Origin of the sequence: Shewanella sp. ALD9, assembly GCF_002836315.1 — a bacterium.
Classification (GTDB): Bacteria; Pseudomonadota; Gammaproteobacteria; order Enterobacterales; family Shewanellaceae; genus Shewanella.
The window spans coordinates 150,763-169,791 of record NZ_PJCD01000038.1 but is presented as its reverse complement, the minus strand read 5'-3'; the positions used below and the strand labels follow the sequence as shown (position 1 = coordinate 169,791).

Below are 19,029 nucleotides of genomic sequence, written 5' to 3'. Positions count from 1 at the left end.
CACTGTATTAGCTTGTTCAATAAGCCGTTGTGACTCACAACGGCTTTATTTTTTGTGTGTATGTTGAATAAACCTTGTTAATTCAACACTATCTTGTTACAAATAAACCGGATTAATAAAAGTTAACGTTAAGGAACAACAAATGGATTGGTATGTAAAAGTATTGAAGCAGTATTTTGATTTTAGCGGCCGTGCACGTCGTAAAGAATACTGGATGTTTGGATTAATCAGTGCGGTGATCAGTATCGTACTGACGCTATTAGACATGGGTGTCGGTTTTTACAGCGACGTCTACGGTGCAGGGGTATTAAGCTCAATTTATTCACTCGCCATCATGATCCCAAGTATCGCTGTGAGTGTCCGTCGTTTACACGACACAGACCATTCTGGTTGGTGGTTATTATTGATATTTATTCCATTGCTTGGCATATTAATTTTACTGGTTGTGATGTGCTTTAACAGTAAAGATGACAACGAATATGGGCCAAATCCAAAAACAGTACCAAATCCAGACAGTCCCGATAATTTAACGGTTTAGTCCTAAGAGACTTATTAACATCGTCGTTATCGTCAATACCACGAAAAAAGCATAGTCATGGACTATGCTTTTTTCGTATGTTTTTACCCATCATTGCTTACCACAACAAATACTTGGATTAACTAACTTTTTGCTGGCATTAACTAGTTTTTTGCAGGCAGTCACTAATCTTTTGCAGGCAGTAACTTGGTCACACCATTCATCAATAATACCGCCAAACCACCAGCAACAACACCAAATAGTGCATTCAACACGCTTGGGGTTAATAGCCCTAAAACGTCACCAACAACACTCACTTGGCTTACCAGCGTTTCTGCATGCACAATCCATTCAGACACCACATGAATTCCGTGAGTTAAAATACCGCCACCGACCATAAACATGGCAATAGTGCCGACAAATGTCAGGACCTTCATTAAGTAAGGGGCAGCAGATACTAATCCTAAACCCAATTTATGCCCTATTCCACTTGGCTTACGCTGAGCCAGAAACAAACCAAGATCATCGATTTTAACAATCCCTGCTACTAAACCGTATACCCCTACCGTAATCACAATGGCAATCACACATAAGGTTAAAAATTGCCCCATTAGATCCATGTGTGCAGCAACACCTAAACTAATAGCGATGATCTCAGCCGATAAGACAAAATCGGTACGAATAGCCCCTTTTATTTTTTCTTTTTCGAATGCGGCTAAATCTTCGATATCCGCTTTTGCTTTGGCGACTACCGCATCGTCATCAATCACAGGAGCACGCTTATGTGTTAGTGAATGATAGACTTTTTCAAAGCCCTCATAACATAAAAACAAACCACCAAACATTAATAAAGGCGTTATAGCCCATGGAATAAATGCGCTGATCAGCATGGCCATCGGCACTAAAATCACTTTATTTTTAAATGATCCCATCGCCACCGCAAATACCACAGGCAGTTCACGATCAGAAGCAACACCAGACACTTGTTGTGCATTTAAGGCTAAATCATCACCCAGAACGCCCGCAGTTTTGCGTGCAGCCACTTTACTCATTGCCGCCACATCATCCAGAATAGTCGCAATATCATCTAATAGGGTTAATAAACTGGCACCGGCCATAAAAAACTTATCCTTTAAAAAACAATTGAATAGCAGGAATTACACACATGTTTGAAAGCGATTTAATGATATGAGCATGTAAGTTGTTACTGTAAAATAAGTTATCTTAACTCAGAGCATTAGTTTGCCAAGCTTCTGTAAATAAACAAAAATAGCACTACATAAAGTATTCAATGCACTTAATATCAATTATCTAATTATCTTCAACATTTGCACCACATGAACTACGCACCACTAAATGGGTCTTGATTAATCGCTGGCTAACTTCTTGACCACGGATTAACTTCAACACACTTTCGACAAGTATTTCACCTGCGAACTGAGTATCTTGCTTTATGGTTGTTAACGCCGGATTGGCAAAACTGGCCACTGGAATATCATCGTATCCCACTACAGCAACTTGATCTGGCACTACAACACCGCGCTTTTTCAATGCACGAATCGCCCCTATCGCAATAAGATCACTCGCAGTAAAAATAGCATCAAATGTCACGCCGCTATCTAATAATACGTTGGCGGCATGATAGCCAGAGGCTTCGGTATTAATAGCGTCATGCTGTAACTGTTTGTCAGCTTCGATACCGGTAGATTTTAAAGCATCAACATGACCTAAATATCTGTCGCGAAATTCAGGGCTGCGACTTGACGAGTCACCTAAAAACGCAATGTGTTTATGCCCTAACCCGAGCAAATGCTCCGTGGCCACAAAACCACCTTGATGATTATCGCAACCAATAGACAACACCGCTTTATTGTTATGCTCAGCTCCCCAGATAACAAAGTGAGTATTTTTTTCGATAAGCTTATCAAGTTTATGGGCATAATCCATATAATCGCCATAACCTAATAAGATAATACCATCGGCTTTATTGCTGTCTTCATAATCTGCATGCCAATCCGTTGAAAGCTGCTGAAATGAAACCAATAAATCATAACCTTGACGGGCGGTGGCTCGAGTGATCGAACCCAGCATAGAGAGAAAAAATGGGTTGATCATCGACTCATCGTTAGTAGGATCTTCACAAATTAGCAATGCTAACGTATGGCTATTTTGCATGCGTAAGTTACTGGCATTTTTATCGACTTTATAATTGAGTTCTTTTGCAATGGCTTGAATACGCTGCCGCGTTTCTAAATTTACCAACGGACTGTTTCTTAACGCGCGAGACACAGTCGATTGCGACACGCCTGCACGGTAAGCTATATCAATAGAAGTCGCTTTAGATGTCATTTCTCTGCATCGCCTTTAGTTAATGGGTGAAGGTTTGAAACTGAAAGTACCTGCATATGCCTTTAATAATGATTTAAAAAAATAGTTAGCCTCTACTATTATGAAATTTATAAATATTGTAGTTTATTCGCTTAAAATATTTATTCATACCTCTATCATTTCATAGTAATGAGCCTACTTAGGCTAGCTGAATACGTAAATGGGGGTAGTTAACTACATCATTTACTTTGGTTTTAGGTATCTATTATCATATGTTAAGTTAAGTTATCAGTAATTACTATGGGTAATTTTTTTAACATTAAGAAGGTGGTATTGTTAATTATTCATTTAAAAGGACTTAGTAACATGCTTATTCAATTTAATAAATTATGGGTTAACCATCCTTATCCCAGCAACCCTTGCGACAAAACATTATTCGCTAATCAATGTGCTATCCGTATGGGTGTGTCATTAGAAGCGTCTGGAATCGATATTTCATCTTTTGATAAAATGTATCCTCAACGTCGCTGTTATCCTGGTTTAAAACATACACCAAGGCATATCCTTGCTGCACAAGAACTTGCAAATTGGATTGACTCTGCTAGCTGTACATTTGTTGGTAACAAACAAGTCCTTAAAAACGATGCTCTATCTGTTTTAAAAGATAAAAAAGGCATTGTTTTTATAATGAATGGTTGGGGAAATACTGATCATATTGATTTATGGGATGGTGAATATTTAAAGGCTGGAGATCCTGACTGGCTTAATTTAGGAGAGCAAATATGGTTCTGGGAAATGTCAGCATGATTCGACCATTTGGTTTACTCGGATCATTATTGTTAATGTCATGTGCTAACGCTCATGTCAGTTTGAACGATGATTCAGGGCAATGCGTTTTCGATAAAGATACTCAACATATTTCTTTACAACTAAAAACACCATGTTCTCTCGTAAAGGTTAATGACGATGGGCGTTATTTTTATCAATACAATAATGTGAAAGTTTATATTGTTGCTGGTGCGCCTGCAGCTTTAGATGAACTCAAAAGATGGCAAGTGAAAGCGATTGATAAATGCTCATTACAATCACAAGCAGTGTTTATCACTGATGGCAAGATGACTGTTTCAACTGTAAGAGATAAAGGGTTAACGTGTCCAACAATTGGCCTAGATGAAAAGGTCTACCGTCACTTCTTAAATAATAAACAATAAATTTTTCTGGTAATAAGATTCTAACGCTATAAGTTGAATGTCTTTAAAGAGCTTCAATAAAGAAATTAACAACCAAGATGGCCTAAATCGAGAGAAACAACCAAGATGAATTGCTTATTTGGTTATGTCTCTCAATCTGCATTACTTATAATCCAAGTTCACTAAGCAAGTCATCTGCGTCATCGACAACAATGCCTTTAATATTGGGATCATTTAATACATCTTTTGATTTTACAGTGCTGACTTGCGCTGTTTTACCATGAGTTTCAATTAACGAGTCCAAATCAAACTCTTCGTCCATTTCAAAGTCTGCTGAGCGAATAAACTCGGTTTTATCCATGGCGAATTCAAGATAAAAAATATGATTATTTTCAGTCTTAAATGACACTCGTCTGGCAACTGCATTATCGAGGTTTGTATCGATAGAAATAGTTAACTCTTTATTAATAACCAACATTTTAGGTTGGCTTTGGCTAATTGATGTTTGCAATTCTTTCGATATTTTACCAATAAAATCACCCAAAATTTGGTTCATTAATTCGCCCATAACATTACTGACATCATCAGAAGTATGTGAAAACGCGAGTTCTGTTTCAGGCATGCCCATGTTGATCATATAGCGGCGATAAATTTCAATAGCCGCAGCAGCTGAAAAATTGATAACCACTAGACCTGAAAAGCCGCCGTCGAAAATGGAAAAACACGCCAAATCAGGCTTTAAACGGGTACGAGAAATACTTTGAACCATCCCAGCATGACTAATATGGCTCGCACTAGTGCTAGACAGAACATGAGAAACAGAATGACAAAGTTTAAGTAAAATGTCGTCATTTTTGACTGTAGAAGATGAATTCATAACGTAGGTACCTTATCCATTAATTAAGCTAATCTTGCGGGTAAATCAAAAAAAAATCAAAATTAAAACAATCGATTAGCATGTTAATTAACCAATCAAACTTAATGGTACACTAATCATTTGATAATCAATAATTTTTTACAAATAAACACATTCAATTAACAAATGTAAAAATCAGCTGTTTGCTCACAAAAACAATCTTTCAAGCTTATGTTTTTTCATATTTTCATTATAATCGCACAACTTTGTATGGATTGTTTGAATTAGGACTGATGATGATTGGATTATTAAGACGCTTAACCATTTTAAAGCGCTTATTCATTATGTTAGCTTTAGCTGCTGTAGGCACTGTGGTTTTCGGTTCTTTTTCAATTAAAGAACAATATAATCATTTAATTGAGGAAAAATATAAGCAGATAAGTGGACAAGTCAGCCAATTAAGTAGCACTCTTGATGCGTTTAAATTGGCTAAGCCGGACGCTACGGTTGAAATATTAAGCCAATTTGCCAGTCAAATTGAGGTTAATGATCATCAAGCTTTTATCATTGTTGATAACCAAGACCGCATTATTGTTAATCCGCTTAATCAAAACTCTATCGGTAAACCACTTGCCAATTTAGCAACATTCAACGGTTCTAATTCATATCAACAATTGATCGCTAACGCCAAAAAAAACAACATCGCACAAAATGAACTTGCTATTGTCGACCAACAAAATCAGCCTCAAACAGTATTAGTCGCAGCGCAGTATTATTCAGCCCTTGATTGGACCTTAATCACTCAAGCTAACGTCAACGATGTTAATGAAAGCATGACAGGTATCATTATTGACTATTTTATTATCATGATGATTATTTCAGTGCCTATTTTTGCATTCTTTTTATTGTTGAATCATTCCATTACCCAACCTCTCAACGTCACGATCGATGCGATGGAACAGATAGCCAAAGGTGAAGGTGACTTGACCCAGCGTTTGTCGACTGAAGGTAACGACGAAGTGGCTAAATTGGCTGATGCATTCAATCAATTTGTGATTAAAATTGCCAATATGGTGGCTAATTTGCAACCGCTCGGGCATACCTTAAATGATGAAGCCATACATTTATTAGACACCGTAAAGTCATCTAATCAAAGCGCGAATCAAGTGCATAGTGAAACCCAAAGTGTCGCCGCGGCTATCAACCAGATGTTATCGACTAGCCAAGAAATGGCACGAAATACACAAGATGCAGCTGACGGTGCCGCTAATGTAAAACATCAAGCGGAACAGAATCAAAAATTGATGCAACAAACCGTTGAACAAACACAAAGTTTAGTCCATGAATTACATCAAGCTGAAACAGTGTCACTAACACTGAGTCATTCATCCGCTGAGATTGGCAGTATTCTTGATGTTATTGGCAGTATTGCAGATCAAACTAACCTGCTTGCGCTCAATGCCGCCATTGAAGCAGCACGAGCCGGTGAACATGGTCGAGGCTTTGCTGTAGTGGCAGATGAAGTACGAGCACTCGCGAATAGAACTCAGTCATCGACTAATGAAATCAATAAAATTATTAGTCAGATCCAAACGGGTATTCAATCGGTTATCGACAGCATTACTCATACCCAACGGGAGTCTGCTCAGTTACAGTCAAAAGCCATACAGTCAAGCGATGCAATTATCGAAATTCTAGCACTCATCGATAATATTAGTGGCATGACAGCACAACTTGCTAGTGCCACTGAAGAACAAGCATTGGTTACCGAAGACATCAATGTCAACGTCAATACCATTTCTGAACTCACCGAACAGTCGTTGACCGCTAACGAAACCCACAGCCAGGCAGCGCAATCGTTGCAAGCCATTAGTGTTGATATGAGCAAAACACTAGGGCAATTTAAAATATAATTAATAAAACGATTTATTTACTAAGGCTTGTCAGGCGTAGCATTGCAAATGTCAGCCCCAAAAGCCTTCGTTTTTTATCTGCTAAACCCTCTCATTCTTAGCACTGTCAATATTGGCTTATATCCTTGATGATTACATCGCCGATCATTTCGAGTCGAACATCACTTTTAGCCCTTCTGACTTTAGGGTATATTGTCTCCATCAGATTAAAAACTTGGGTTCTACAAGCATTTTTCAACCAAATGGCTAGTGAGTACTTTCGACTAGCTTATTGAAATATTGATACTTAATCCGATGAGTATTTAGTTGTCATTCATTACAGAGTATGTTGTTTATGTATCAAAAAACGGTCACCATTGTTGCTCCTCACGGTATTCACACCCGTCCAGCGGCATTACTGGTAAAAGAGGCAAAAGAGTTTGATTGCGACATTATGGTCGAATGTAATGGAAAACAAGCCAGTGCGAAAAGTTTATTTAAGTTGCAAACATTAGGCCTTTACCAAGGCATGTCTGTGACGGTGTTAGCGTCAGGTGAACACGGCCAAGCAGCCGTTGACAAAATAGCCTCAATGCTGATTACGCTTAGTTAATAGGACAACGTTATGTCAATCAATGGAATCGTTGTATCTGCAGGTATCGCTTTTGGTAAAGCATTGACTATTACCACCCAACTGCCACCACTCGATTTTAAACTGCTTTCTATTGAACAAATTGACCAGCAACAGCAACAGTTAACCCAGGCAATTCATCACTTGATTGCACATTTACAACACTGCCAACATCACCTGTGCCCAGATTGTGATAATTTCCAACTGATTGATAGCGATATTATGTTGCTTGAAGATGAGGAGCTGCAGCAGCAACTACATCAACATATTGAGCAATTTAGAGTCTGCGCAGCTGTCGCAGTTGATCGTATTTTTAATCAACATGCTGCAGAAATGTTGTCATTAGACGATCCTTATTTGGCCAATCGTAGCGGTGATATAATTTGTTTGGCTAAACGCCTCACCAGTGCTTTGCATGGCCATTTGCAATGGGATTTATCAACACTCACTGAAGACACTATTTTACTCGCAGATGACTTAACCCCTGCTGAATTTGCCATATTGCCATTAACCCACATTACTGGACTTATTCTCGAATCTGGAGGCCTAACAAGCCATACTGCCATTTTGGCTCGGGCAGCAGGAATTCCTGCATTACTCAATTATCAGTTTTCACAATCTGAAGACCCTATTACAGATGGCTCGCAGCTTATTTTAGATGGTATGTCTGGTGAGTTACATATCGCCCCATCACCTGAACTTTTCGACCAATTAAAGCAAAAACAACAACAAGAGTTACTGCGTCGCCAAGCATTAATGATTTATAAAGATAAGCCCAGTCAAACCAATGATGGTCATCTGGTCACTTTGCTGGCCAATGTGGGTAATCTGAGTGAAATATCTCATACAGCCGAAGTCGGAGCACAAGGCATTGGCTTGTTTCGTACTGAATTTTTATTGATGAATGCCAAAGCGCTACCTAATGAGCAGCAACAATATAAACTCTATTGTGACGCCCTTCATAGCTTACAAGGTGACGTACTGACCATTCGAACATTTGATATCGGCGCAGATAAAGAGATCCCTTGTTTGCCGCAAAGCAACGAAGATAATCCAGCTCTTGGCATTCGTGGTATTCGCTATAGTTTGGCGCACCCAGAGACCTTTATCACCCAGGTAAAAGCGATACTTCGGGCGGCGAATCATGGCCAGGTTCGATTAATGTTTCCGATGGTAAGCCAGGTTGAAGAACTTGACGCCGCATTTTTATTAATTGAACGTGCCAAAGCAGAATTAATTGAACAAGAAAAAGGTTTTGGTACCCTGAGTTACGGCATTGTGGTTGAAACCCCAGCAGCGGTATTGAACCTACCCAGCATGCTGCCACTGCTCGATTTTGTCAGTATCGGCACCAATGATTTAACTCAATATACTTTAGCGGCCGATAGAACTAATCCACATTTAGCCAAACAATATCCACCTTTATCACCTGCTGTTATTCAATTAATTTCCATCACCATAAACCACTGTAAACAGGCAAATGTTAAAGTCTCTTTATGTGGTGAACTTGGCAGCGATCCATACGTCTTACCTTTGTTAGTCGGACTTGGGCTTGATGAGTTGAGTATCAACCCGGCTAATTTATTAGACGTAAAAGTGGCATTGATTAAAGGTAATTACACAAAATTTGTCCGCCATGCACAACACATTGCTTTGTTAACTCGAATTACTGAAATTCGTAAAGCCATTAACGCTTTTGCACATGATTGCGATTAATCACACGAATAAAGTTGGTAAAGTTGACAGAGCCGTTTACAATTAAGCGCATAAAAATATTAATAAAAGGGGCTTGTTCTTATGGGATTTTTAAGCCGCATTAGACGACTTATTTCCGGCCAACCACCATTAACGGGTGGTATTGCCATTTATGCACCTGTATCGGGTGATATTGTTGCAATTGAAAAAGTACCCGACGTGGTATTTGCTGAAAAAATTGTTGGTGATGGGATTGCTATCGACCCTAAGGGCGAATTTATTGTTGCCCCGATTGATGGCACTATAGGTAAAATTTTTGAAACCAACCACGCATTTAGTATTGAGTCTCCACAAGGGCTTGAGCTGTTTGTGCATTTTGGGGTTGGTACCGTTGAACTTAGAGGCAATGGTTTTAAGCGTTTAGCCGAGGAAGGTCAGCAAGTTAAAGCCGGTGAACCGATTTTGTCTTTCGATTTAGCTTACTTACGCGGAAAAGTTGATAGTTTGCTCACTCCGGTAGTGCTGGCCAATATGGAAGACGTTAAACAATTAGATAAGGCCCAAGGCAGCGTTATTGCGGGTAAAGATATTATTTTTACGGTGCAAATGTAACATCAAATTGGTTCGATTTATTTAATACCTCTACTCAATCGTGTCGTAAACTATTACGCCACGATAATATGCAACCTTCAGCTTAAGTGAGCGTAGGTTGCATATTATGAAATCTTTTCAAAACACCGTCTTCGGCTTGTCCAAGCCGCTTCACAATGCCACAATGTTGTTAAATGCATTCAATGATATCAATGTTACATAAGGCACTTTTTCAGGCTTATCTATAGAGCCAAGCCTCTACATGACAACCCTACCGACATTAATGGAGTATTCTTTTGACTTTATACGGCATAAAAAATTGCGATACCGTTCGTAAAGCGCGCAAATGGCTTGAAGCCGAAAAAATTGATTACACGTTTCACGACTTCCGTGAAGATGGCCTAAATGAAGCCATGGTTACGCAGTGGGCTGATGTTGTAGGTTGGGAAACCTTGTTTAACAAACGTAGCACCAGTTTTCGTGGTTTATCTGATGCAGATAAAACGGATATCACTCAAGACAAAGCCATTGCCTTAATGGTGCAACATCCAACATTAATTAAGCGCCCTGTTCTCGTCAATAACGATAAATTACTGGTTGGTTTTAACCTAGCTCAATACCAAGCGTGGTTCGCATGATGAATAATGATGTAGTTGAATTAGCAAAAGATCTGATTTCACGTCCATCGGTAACACCATTGGATGAAGGTTGCCAAACCTTAATGGCCAATCGCCTTGCCGCCATTGGTTTTAACATTGAACCAATGGTTTTTGAAGACACCACCAATATGTGGGCAAGAAGAGGGAACAGTGATCCGGTTTTCTGCTTTGCAGGTCATACCGATGTGGTGCCTACTGGTGATCTTAACCGTTGGCATACTCCTCCGTTTGAACCGACCATCATTGATAACTATTTACATGGTCGCGGTGCAGCAGACATGAAAGGATCGTTAGCCGCGATGATTATCGCGACTGAACGTTTTGTTGCTAAGCATCCAGACCACAACGGCTCTATTGCTTATTTAATTACCAGTGACGAAGAAGGTCCTTTTATTAACGGTACCACTCGGGTTATTGATACGCTCGAAGCTCGTAATGAAAAAATGACATGGGCGCTAGTTGGCGAACCTTCATCAACGCATAAATTGGGTGATGTCGTCAAAAATGGTCGTCGTGGCAGCTTAACGGGCAACTTAACCGTTAACGGAATTCAAGGCCATGTTGCCTATCCACATTTAGCCGACAACCCTATTCATAACGCGGTTCCAGCACTAACTGAACTCGCACAAATGCATTGGGATAACGGTAATGAGTTTTTCCCACCAACCAGTTTCCAAATTGCTAATATAAATGGCGGTACAGGGGCATCTAATGTTATCCCCGGTGAATTAACCGTGATGTTTAACTTCCGTTACTCAACCGAAGTGACCGCTGAAGAGTTAATCCAACGGGTGGTAAGTATTCTTGATGCCCATGGCTTAGATTATGATATCAGCTGGATATTTAATGGTTTACCGTTTCTAACGGGTGACGGTCCACTGCTTGATGCAACACGGGAAGCGATTCGCGAAGTCACAGGTTATGAAACCGACCCCCAAACCTCAGGTGGTACCTCAGATGGTCGCTTTATCGCACCAACTGGCGCACAAGTGTTGGAGTTAGGCCCAGTCAACGCGACAATTCATAAAGTGAATGAATGTGTCAACGTGGCCGACTTAGAAATATTAGCTAATTGCTATGAACGCATTTTGGAAAAGCTATTGTGCAAATAAGCTCACTGCTTTGTTCGATTGATATCCCTAACGAGCAAGCTAAACTATACGGTTTAGACGATCGTCATTTAGTTTCAGTAGGACAGTTTTTGCTTGAACAACGCACTGCAACTGCATTTCAGCTGTTGCAGAACGCGGCATCTGCTGCGGGGTTTAATGTACAAATATGTTCTGCATATAGACCATTTGATCGTCAATTGAGTATTTGGAACGCCAAAGCCACAGGTCAGCGACCATTACTCGACCAAGACTCAAATCCAGTTGAGTTTACGTCACTCACGCCCCAACAGCTGATTGATACTATTTTGATATGGTCTGCACTCCCTGGCGCATCTCGGCATCATTGGGGCACCGATTTCGATATATATGATGCGAATAACATTAGCAAACAAGCACTGCAGTTAATCACTTCAGAATATACCGCCGATGGCCCTTGTGCTCCTCTACATCAATGGCTTATCTCGCATGCTGCTGAGTTTGGATTTTATTTCCCCTATCAACCTGATTTAAGTGGCGTTAGTCCTGAGCCATGGCACATGAGCTATTTTCCTGTCGCTAATGAGTTGTTGGAGCAATTTAGCGCAGATGAATTTGCAAAAGTGTTGTCTGCGGCAGAAATATCGTTAAAATCACCCTTAATTGAACGGCTAACAGAGTTAGTTAATCATTATGTTTTCTTTGTTGCGCCATCTCCGGCTTAATGTTTGCGCGCATTTCCTCTTTGAATGAGTTTGTTATGTCCACTTTAATGCATCACATAGAAATTGATAATCAACCACTGTATTACTTAGATGAAGGACATGGACCTGTTGTTATTCTTTGTCATGGCTTACTCACCAATAGCACTATGTGGCGATCGCAAATTGACCAACTGTCATCACAGTATCGATGTATTGCCATCGACTTTTGGGGCCATGGTCAAACAACCACTATCCCAGAATCTGTTGAAAATTTACAAGATGTGGCCCAAAACGTATTAACGTTAATGGATAAGCTTGAAATCAACTCTGCCGCCATCGTAGGTCATGGTAGTGGCGGTGCAATTGCGGCAGAGCTTATATTACATGCACCGGCTCGCATTAATGGCTTAGTGATGTTAAACAGTTTTGTGGGATTTGAACCGCAAGTTAATTGCGTTAAATACCAAGGGTTAATGGCTCAAGTTGCCAACGACCAAGCTATATCAGCAGACCTTGCACAAACCATTAGCACATTATATTTTAGTAAAGAGATTGAGCAATTGGTCAACCAAGACCCCAATCTAGCTAATATTGTTGCACAATTTAGCGCTGAATTAACGTCTTATTCTGGCGCCCAACTTACTGCGTTACTTAAATTTGCCAATATGGCCATATTCAAACGTGACACACTCGAATCGGTTGAGTTATTAACATTACCGACTTTGGTGGCCGTAGGATTAAGTGGTTATTTGCGTACCGCACTGGAAAGTTATTTAATGCATGACTGTATTGATGGCAGTCAATTATTGCACATTGAACAAGCTGGTCACTTAGCTAACATCGAAAAACCAGCCATTTTCAATCAGCATCTTGTTGATTTTTTGAGTAAAGTTAATTTTAATTAATCACCTCAATGGATAGACCAGATCCGTCGGCATTGCTGATATACTCATTACAAAATGACATATTACCTGTAATACCTTACCGGTAAAAAACGACCTAATTCGAGCGCTCATGAAACTTCTTAAACCATTATTTGATAATAATCGCCGTTGGGCTGAACGGATCAACAAAGAAGATCCTACCTTTTTTGCGCAACTGGCAAAACAACAAAACCCAGAATACTTATGGATTGGTTGCTCAGATAGCCGAGTGCCTTCTAATCAGATTATCGACTTATTACCCGGTGAAGTGTTTGTTCACCGTAACATCGCTAATATGGTCATTCACACAGATTTAAATTGTTTATCAGTGCTGCAATATGCTGTCGATGTACTAAAAGTAAAGCACATCATGGTCGTTGGGCATTATGGCTGTGGTGGTGTTCGTGCGGCAATGAATAAAGAGCGACTGGGCCTGATTGACAATTGGCTCGGACATTTACGTGACATTTATCGTATTCACGAGGATGCTCTTGAATCGATGAGTGAACAAGGGCGTTTTGATCGCCTGTGTGAGCTTAATGTGATGGAACAAGTGTCAAATGTTGTGTCGACCAACATAGTTCAAGAAGCATGGGATCGTGGCCAAGATGTTGCAATACATGGTTGGATTTACGGAATTAATAACGGATTACTCACAGATTTAGACGTGACAATCGACCGTCTTCATGGGCGCAATTTAGCTTAACCTTGCCTTCTATCTCCATTTACACTTTTAATAGGCCTGTTATTTAGCAGGCCTTTGTTTATTGTTATTAAAAATATGCAATAAAAGTCGCGAACCACCACTGAAGAACGTTATAATCATCCAGTTTATTTAGCGCTACTATGCGCAGAATTTTTAGGAGATGATTTCCATGCCTGGTTTTGAATTATTTGGTCCTGAAGAAAAGCAGGAAGTTGCTGACGTAATGGAGAACGGTTTTACCTTCCGTTATAACTTCGACCATATGCGTAATGATCGCTGGAAAACCCGCGACATGGAGCAACTACTTTGCGAAAAAATGAACGTGAAACACGCTCATTTAGTATCAAGCGGTACTGCTGCATTACAAACTGCAATGGCAGCAGCGGGCATTGGTGCTGGCGATGAAGTTATTGTGCCTCCATTTACCTTCGTAGCCTCTGTTGAAGCCGTGTTTATGGCCGGTGCTGTCCCTATTTTTGCTGAAATTGACGAAACATTATGTTTATCTCCAGAAGGTATTGAAGCTGTCATCACACCACGTACCAAGGCTATTAACCTTGTTCATATGTGTGGTTCTATGGCGAAGATGGACGAAATCAAAGCGGTGTGTAAAAAGCATAACTTGGTGATTTTAGAAGATGCATGTCAAGCCATCGGTGGCAGTTATAAAGGCCAAGCATTGGGCACCATCGGTGATGTAGGTTGTTATTCATTTGACTCAGTTAAAACCATCACCTGTGGTGAAGGCGGCGCGATTGTCACTAACAATAGCGAAATTTATAACCACTCACACATGTTTTCAGATCACGGTCATGACCATGTTGGTAATGATCGTGGTGCAGAATCACACCCAATTATGGGTTTGAATTTCCGAATTTCAGAAATGAATGCAGCAATGGGTTTAGCACAATTACGTAAGCTTGATAAAATCATTGCTATTCAGCGTAAAAATAAGAAAACCATTAAAGATGCTATGGCATCTATTGCTGAAATCACCTTCCGTGAAATTCCAGATCCAGACGGCGATTCTGCAGGCTTCTTAACATTTATGATGCCAACAGAAGAACGCACTCAAGAAATTAATAAAAAGCTGGCTGCCAACAAAGTTGATGGTTGTTTTTACTGGTATGTTAACAACTGGCATTACCTTAAAAATTGGAAACACATCCAAGAACTTAAAGCACCTGCCGCATTACCTATTATGCTAATCGCTGATCGCCCTGACTACACTAAAGTGCTGACACCTAAATCTGACGCTATCATGAGCCGAACGATTTCGATGTTGATCAAGTTGTCTTGGACTGATGAGCAAATAGCTGAACGTATTGAAAATATCAAACGCGCTTTTGCCTAGCATTGATGCCTCTCGGTCAGTGATGGCTCAGAGCACTTTTTACAGTACTTATCTCAATGGAGACTGTTGTAATGAGTTTTAAAAATTTTAAATGTGTACCAAAAATGATCTTTGGCCGTGGTTCATTTGTGCAACTTGATGTTGTATTAGGTCAAGAGCGCCAAGATGCTAACGATTTTGTCGTTTTCCTTGTCGATGATGTACATCAAGGTAAACCGCTAGCTGACCGCGTGCCAACTCAAGCGCACGACCTACTGATTTACGTAAACGTAGATGATGAGCCAACAACTGAACAAGTTGATGCGTTAACGGCGCAAGTTAACGCATTTAACACTAAGTTACCAGTGAGCGTAGTCGGTTTAGGCGGCGGTTCAACGATGGACTTAGCCAAAGCCGTATCACTAATGCTCACTAACCCTGGTAGTTCTTCTGAATACCAAGGTTGGGATTTAATTAAAAATCCTGCAATACATCATATTGGTATTCCAACAGTGTCTGGCACGGGTGCTGAAGCATCACGTACTGCAGTATTGTGCGGACCCGTTCGTAAGCTAGGTTTAAACTCAGATTACACCGTGTTTGATCAAATCATCATGGACTCTGAATTAATTGCAGGGGTTCCGACTGATCAGTGGTTCTATACTGGTATGGATTGTTTTATCCATTGTGTAGAATCATTACAAGGCACATACCTCAACGAGTTTGCTAAAGCATTTGCCGAAAAATCAATGGATTTATGTCGTCAAGTGTTCTTAGACGACCACGCAGAAAAAGACGACAAGTTAATGATGGCGTCATACATGGGCGGTATGAGCATTGCTTATAGCCAAGTTGGTGCATGTCATGCGGTATCTTACGGTTTAGGTTATGTACTGGGTTATCACCACGGTATTGGTAACTGTTTAGCCTTTGACGTGCTGGAAGAATTCTATCCAGAAGGTGTGACTGAATTCCGTAAAATGATGAAAATTCATAACATCACTCTGCCTAAAAACATCTGTAAAGATTTGCCAGATGAAACTATCGCTAAGATGGTTGCCGTGACTAAGAGCATGGGTCCACTTTGGGACAACGTGTACGGTAAAGGCTGGGAAGAGAAAGTTACCGATGAAATGCTGACTAAGTTATTCCGTCGTATATAATAAACGACAGATTAAGTCATAAAGGGCTCTTATGAGCCCTTTTATTTATTGTCTATATTATTGTCACAACCACAAGTAGGTCATATTAATGAAAGTTACTCTATTAATCCCGGCACGTTATGGTTCAAGCCGTTTCCCGGGCAAGCCGCTAGCCCCGATTAATGGTAAACCCATGATCCAACACGTTTATGAACGTGCATCATTAGCAAAAGGCCTCGATAGCATCTATGTTGCTACAGATGACGACCGCATTAAAGATGCCGTTGAATCCTTTGGTGGTAAAGTCGTAATGACCAGCCCTGATGCCGCCTCTGGTACCGACCGTATTAATGATGCCATTGCATTGCTTGGTCTTAACGATGACGATTTAGTGATTAATTTACAAGGCGATCAACCGCTGATTGATCCTATCTCAATCGAACAAATCATAAGTCTATTTGAACGTCACCCTGGTGAATTCGAAATGGCGACATTAGGATTTGAAATCGTCGATAAAAGAGAATTAGACGATCCTATGCACGTTAAAATGGTATTTGATAATGACCATAATGCATTGTATTTCTCTCGCTCTCGTATCCCCTTTGGTCGCGATACCAATGACTATCCGGTTTACAAGCATTTAGGTGTTTATGGTTACACTAAGCGTTTTGTGAATGCCTTTGCTAAGTTACCTTTAGGTAGACTTGAAGATCTCGAAAAATTAGAACAGCTACGCGCACTCGAATACGGCCACAAAATTAAAATTGCTATCAGCGCATTTGACTCTCCAGAAGTCGATACCCCTGAAGATATTCGCAAATGTGAACTACGTTTAGCCGTCGACTAACCAAACATATATGCTTATAGCTGGTGTTGTCTTAACAACATCAGCTATAAAATTGCAGGTTAAAAGGAGTTTCCAATGAGTCTAGAAGGTTATGAAGTTTGGCTAATTATCATTTTAGTCATCGGCGTTATTGCAAGTAACATTGCGGTGTTGAAATATTCTGCCAAATTTAAAATGCCTCAATTTGGTGAACATAAAGACCGAGAGCAAAATCCTGAAAAAGAAACCAGTTCACCAGAATCTGAACAAAAACTGACTGAAGAACCTTCAGACGAGAAAGACAACGGCAGCAAAGACAAAACGTTATAATGCGCAATGAACCTATCTATAAAATGAGCCTATCTATAATTTAGTGGGTTGCAAATAGCATAACGCCCATGTTGGCCTATCTTCTCGTTCTTAATCGTTGTTATTTGCCTAGCAGTTATTTTATATCTGTATTTCCATTCGTCATAACCTCTATATGGCGCAACTTAAGCCTAATAATAAAAAAGCTAACCCCATAATGAGGTTAGCTTAATGTATCCAACGGCTCTGTTTCTGTACTGATGTTTTAATACCACAGGCAAGTGTTATTCACTGTCAAGTGTGACTCGTTGTTGCTCTTGGTTATTCGGCCAAGCATTAATGACTGCTTTTACTAGCGATGCTAGTGGTATGGCAAAAAAGACTCCCCAAACGCCCCATAAGCCCCCAAAGACTAACACGGCGGCAATAATCACAACCGGGTGTAAATCAACCGCATCAGAAAACAATAGCGGTACCAATACATTGCCATCTAGCGCCTGAATAATCCCATAACCTAACATTAAGTAACCAAACTCAGCACTAAAACCCCATTGAAAAAATGCGACTAATGCAATCGGCAATGTAACCAAAGTAGCGCCAACATATGGGATCAATACCGACAAGCCTGTCAATACACCTAGTAGTGCTGAGTAACGCAGCCCCATGATAGCAAAAAAGATATAACTGGCTACGCCAACAATAACAATTTCAATCACTTTACCACGAATATAATTAAAGATTTGTTGGTCCATTTCAAACCAAACTTTTCTCGCTAGACCACGGTTAGACGGGAAAAATCGTTTGCTGCCGTTTAATAAAAAGTCTTTGTCTTTTAAAAAGAAAAATACCAACAATGGCACTAAAATGGCGTACACCATTAATACTAATAATGACGCAGAATAACCTAAAATTTGTTTCCCTAAATCAATAAGGTGCTGTGTATCAAGCATCTTATTAATTTCTTCCATCATCGAATCAAGTTGTGATGCACTCACAAACTGCGGGTAATCAGCGCTAAACTCGCGCACAATTAGCATGCCCTTATCAATCATTGAGGGTAAATCAGTAACCAATGACACCCCTTGACGCCAAATACTGGGCACCAAACCAAACATCAAAATAATCATCACCCCTAAAAATACCACCAACACGATTGTTGCCGCAGCGGTTCGGCTTATACCCAGTCGCGACATTTGTGCTACCGGCCACTCCAGTAAAAACGCTAACACCAAAGCAACCAGCAAAGGCGCAAGCAATCCAGAACCGAAGTACAATGCAAGACCAATCCCAATAATGATAAACATTAACGTTATGGCTTGTGGATCACTAAAACGGGTTTTGTACCAATCAGTTAAAATTTCCAGCATTGAAAAACCTTTTATATAAACAATATTAATTTGTTTTGGTGATGATAAATGACAAGCATTGCGGTTGATCAGCAATGATTTCAATACCAAAACCCATTTTTTTTATCAACAAGGGAACATCTCGGCGTGAACCAGGGTCAGATAAGAGTACATGTAATTTTTCATCCACATCCATCTGCTTTAGTAAAAGTTTCACTTTTACTAAAGGATAAGGACAAACATAGGGTGTTAAATCAATTAAAATCATTATCAACTTGCTTTAAACAATCTAG

21 protein-coding genes are annotated in these 19,029 nt (G+C 40.0%); 16 read left to right on the top strand and 5 right to left on the bottom strand.

Translation table 11 applies throughout. From position 1 onward, the window contains the following. Positions 1–142 precede the first annotated feature (142 nt). Complete coding sequence (locus tag CXF88_RS15245) at positions 143–538, top strand: DUF805 domain-containing protein (RefSeq protein ID WP_101087613.1); 396 nt, start codon at positions 143–145, stop codon at positions 536–538. A gap of 164 nt (positions 539–702) precedes the next feature. Here the strand turns inward: CXF88_RS15245 and CXF88_RS15240 are convergent, their stop codons facing one another. Beyond that, complete coding sequence (locus tag CXF88_RS15240; RefSeq protein WP_101087612.1) at positions 703–1,635, bottom strand: DUF808 domain-containing protein; 933 nt, start codon at positions 1,633–1,635, stop codon at positions 703–705. A gap of 193 nt (positions 1,636–1,828) precedes the next feature. Then, complete coding sequence (locus tag CXF88_RS15235; protein ID WP_101087611.1) at positions 1,829–2,866, bottom strand: LacI family DNA-binding transcriptional regulator; 1,038 nt, start codon at positions 2,864–2,866, stop codon at positions 1,829–1,831. A gap of 345 nt (positions 2,867–3,211) precedes the next feature. On the opposite strand from CXF88_RS15235, the gene CXF88_RS15230 reads away from it, so the two are divergent. Next, positions 3,212–3,652 carry a T6SS effector amidase Tae4 family protein gene (locus tag CXF88_RS15230; RefSeq protein ID WP_082707333.1) on the top strand — a complete coding sequence of 147 codons (441 nt, stop codon included), beginning with the start codon at positions 3,212–3,214 and terminating at the stop codon, positions 3,650–3,652. After that, positions 3,628–4,056: a hypothetical protein gene (locus CXF88_RS15225; RefSeq protein WP_157822818.1), complete on the top strand. Its 429-nt coding sequence runs from the start codon at positions 3,628–3,630 to the stop codon at positions 4,054–4,056. Before CXF88_RS15230 ends, CXF88_RS15225 begins: the two co-directional genes overlap by 25 nt. 145 nt (positions 4,057–4,201) lie before the next feature. Here CXF88_RS15225 and CXF88_RS15220 read toward each other — a convergent pair whose 3' ends face one another. Next, positions 4,202–4,912, bottom strand: a complete 711-nt coding sequence (locus CXF88_RS15220) for a DUF3334 family protein (RefSeq protein ID WP_101087609.1) — start codon at positions 4,910–4,912, stop codon at positions 4,202–4,204. Positions 4,913–5,187: 275 nt separating this feature from the next. On the opposite strand from CXF88_RS15220, the gene CXF88_RS15215 reads away from it, so the two are divergent. From CXF88_RS15215 to CXF88_RS15155, 13 genes are all read left to right on the top strand, one after another. After that, positions 5,188–6,804 (top strand): methyl-accepting chemotaxis protein, encoded by a 1,617-nt coding sequence (locus CXF88_RS15215; protein ID WP_101087608.1) that lies wholly within the window; start codon positions 5,188–5,190, stop codon positions 6,802–6,804. A gap of 334 nt (positions 6,805–7,138) precedes the next feature. Beyond that, positions 7,139–7,396 carry an HPr family phosphocarrier protein gene (locus CXF88_RS15210; protein ID WP_041413537.1) on the top strand — a complete coding sequence of 86 codons (258 nt, stop codon included), beginning with the start codon at positions 7,139–7,141 and terminating at the stop codon, positions 7,394–7,396. A gap of 12 nt (positions 7,397–7,408) precedes the next feature. Continuing rightward, positions 7,409–9,130, top strand: a complete 1,722-nt coding sequence (gene ptsP / locus CXF88_RS15205) for a phosphoenolpyruvate--protein phosphotransferase (RefSeq protein ID WP_101087607.1) — start codon at positions 7,409–7,411, stop codon at positions 9,128–9,130. A gap of 81 nt (positions 9,131–9,211) precedes the next feature. After that, entirely contained in the window at positions 9,212–9,721 is a 510-nt protein-coding gene (gene crr, locus CXF88_RS15200; RefSeq protein ID WP_101087606.1) for a PTS glucose transporter subunit IIA, read from the top strand. Between the two features lie 275 nt (positions 9,722–9,996). After that, positions 9,997–10,338, top strand: a complete 342-nt coding sequence (locus tag CXF88_RS15195) for an ArsC family reductase (protein ID WP_101087605.1) — start codon at positions 9,997–9,999, stop codon at positions 10,336–10,338. Next, positions 10,326–11,471: a succinyl-diaminopimelate desuccinylase gene (gene dapE / locus CXF88_RS15190; RefSeq protein ID WP_197708454.1), complete on the top strand. Its 1,146-nt coding sequence runs from the start codon at positions 10,326–10,328 to the stop codon at positions 11,469–11,471. The genes CXF88_RS15195 and dapE overlap by 13 nt, the downstream gene beginning before the upstream one ends. Then, a complete protein-coding gene (locus tag CXF88_RS15185; RefSeq protein ID WP_101087603.1) occupies positions 11,462–12,172 on the top strand; it encodes a M15 family metallopeptidase in 711 nt (236 codons plus the stop codon). Before dapE ends, CXF88_RS15185 begins: the two co-directional genes overlap by 10 nt. A gap of 35 nt (positions 12,173–12,207) precedes the next feature. Further along, positions 12,208–13,056 (top strand): alpha/beta hydrolase, encoded by an 849-nt coding sequence (locus tag CXF88_RS15180; protein WP_157822816.1) that lies wholly within the window; start codon positions 12,208–12,210, stop codon positions 13,054–13,056. Between the two features lie 109 nt (positions 13,057–13,165). Then, positions 13,166–13,780, top strand: a complete 615-nt coding sequence (gene can / locus CXF88_RS15175; RefSeq protein WP_101087601.1) for a carbonate dehydratase — start codon at positions 13,166–13,168, stop codon at positions 13,778–13,780. Positions 13,781–13,949: 169 nt separating this feature from the next. Continuing rightward, positions 13,950–15,134, top strand: coding sequence for an 8-amino-3,8-dideoxy-alpha-D-manno-octulosonate transaminase KdnA (kdnA, locus tag CXF88_RS15170; RefSeq protein ID WP_011637227.1), 1,185 nt, complete (start codon positions 13,950–13,952; stop codon positions 15,132–15,134). 71 nt (positions 15,135–15,205) lie between these two features. Continuing rightward, a complete protein-coding gene (gene kdnB / locus CXF88_RS15165) occupies positions 15,206–16,276 on the top strand; it encodes a 3-deoxy-alpha-D-manno-octulosonate 8-oxidase KdnB (protein ID WP_101087600.1) in 1,071 nt (356 codons plus the stop codon). 88 nt (positions 16,277–16,364) lie between these two features. Further along, positions 16,365–17,102 (top strand): 8-amino-3,8-dideoxy-manno-octulosonate cytidylyltransferase KdsB, encoded by a 738-nt coding sequence (gene kdsB / locus CXF88_RS15160; protein ID WP_101087599.1) that lies wholly within the window; start codon positions 16,365–16,367, stop codon positions 17,100–17,102. A gap of 75 nt (positions 17,103–17,177) precedes the next feature. After that, a complete protein-coding gene (locus tag CXF88_RS15155) occupies positions 17,178–17,411 on the top strand; it encodes a DUF2897 family protein (protein ID WP_101087598.1) in 234 nt (77 codons plus the stop codon). Positions 17,412–17,674: 263 nt separating this feature from the next. Here CXF88_RS15155 and CXF88_RS15150 read toward each other — a convergent pair whose 3' ends face one another. Next, positions 17,675–18,757 carry an AI-2E family transporter gene (locus CXF88_RS15150; RefSeq protein WP_101087597.1) on the bottom strand — a complete coding sequence of 361 codons (1,083 nt, stop codon included), beginning with the start codon at positions 18,755–18,757 and terminating at the stop codon, positions 17,675–17,677. Between the two features lie 25 nt (positions 18,758–18,782). Further along, entirely contained in the window at positions 18,783–19,004 is a 222-nt protein-coding gene (locus CXF88_RS15145; protein ID WP_101087596.1) for a sulfurtransferase TusA family protein, read from the bottom strand. Positions 19,005–19,029: the final 25 nt, after the last annotated feature.

Bases quoted from the DNA above. Each gene is read 5' to 3' on its own strand.
- kdnA (WP_011637227.1), top strand. From the start codon at position 13,950: ATGCCTGGTTTTGAATTATTTGGTCCTGAAGAAAAGCAGGAAGTTGCT.
- CXF88_RS15210 (WP_041413537.1), top strand. From the start codon at position 7,139: ATGTATCAAAAAACGGTCACCATTGTTGCTCCTCACGGTATTCACACC.
- CXF88_RS15215 (WP_101087608.1), top strand. From the start codon at position 5,188: ATGATTGGATTATTAAGACGCTTAACCATTTTAAAGCGCTTATTCATT.
- kdsB (WP_101087599.1), top strand. From the start codon at position 16,365: ATGAAAGTTACTCTATTAATCCCGGCACGTTATGGTTCAAGCCGTTTC.
- CXF88_RS15220 (WP_101087609.1), bottom strand. From the start codon at position 4,912: ATGAATTCATCTTCTACAGTCAAAAATGACGACATTTTACTTAAACTT.
- CXF88_RS15155 (WP_101087598.1), top strand. From the start codon at position 17,178: ATGAGTCTAGAAGGTTATGAAGTTTGGCTAATTATCATTTTAGTCATC.
- can (WP_101087601.1), top strand. From the start codon at position 13,166: ATGAAACTTCTTAAACCATTATTTGATAATAATCGCCGTTGGGCTGAA.
- CXF88_RS15180 (WP_157822816.1), top strand. From the start codon at position 12,208: ATGTCCACTTTAATGCATCACATAGAAATTGATAATCAACCACTGTAT.
- kdnB (WP_101087600.1), top strand. From the start codon at position 15,206: ATGAGTTTTAAAAATTTTAAATGTGTACCAAAAATGATCTTTGGCCGT.
- CXF88_RS15150 (WP_101087597.1), bottom strand. From the start codon at position 18,757: ATGCTGGAAATTTTAACTGATTGGTACAAAACCCGTTTTAGTGATCCA.
- crr (WP_101087606.1), top strand. From the start codon at position 9,212: ATGGGATTTTTAAGCCGCATTAGACGACTTATTTCCGGCCAACCACCA.
- CXF88_RS15145 (WP_101087596.1), bottom strand. From the start codon at position 19,004: ATGATTTTAATTGATTTAACACCCTATGTTTGTCCTTATCCTTTAGTA.
- CXF88_RS15245 (WP_101087613.1), top strand. From the start codon at position 143: ATGGATTGGTATGTAAAAGTATTGAAGCAGTATTTTGATTTTAGCGGC.
- ptsP (WP_101087607.1), top strand. From the start codon at position 7,409: ATGTCAATCAATGGAATCGTTGTATCTGCAGGTATCGCTTTTGGTAAA.
- CXF88_RS15230 (WP_082707333.1), top strand. From the start codon at position 3,212: ATGCTTATTCAATTTAATAAATTATGGGTTAACCATCCTTATCCCAGC.
- CXF88_RS15235 (WP_101087611.1), bottom strand. From the start codon at position 2,866: ATGACATCTAAAGCGACTTCTATTGATATAGCTTACCGTGCAGGCGTG.
- CXF88_RS15240 (WP_101087612.1), bottom strand. From the start codon at position 1,635: ATGGCCGGTGCCAGTTTATTAACCCTATTAGATGATATTGCGACTATT.
- CXF88_RS15225 (WP_157822818.1), top strand. From the start codon at position 3,628: ATGGTTCTGGGAAATGTCAGCATGATTCGACCATTTGGTTTACTCGGA.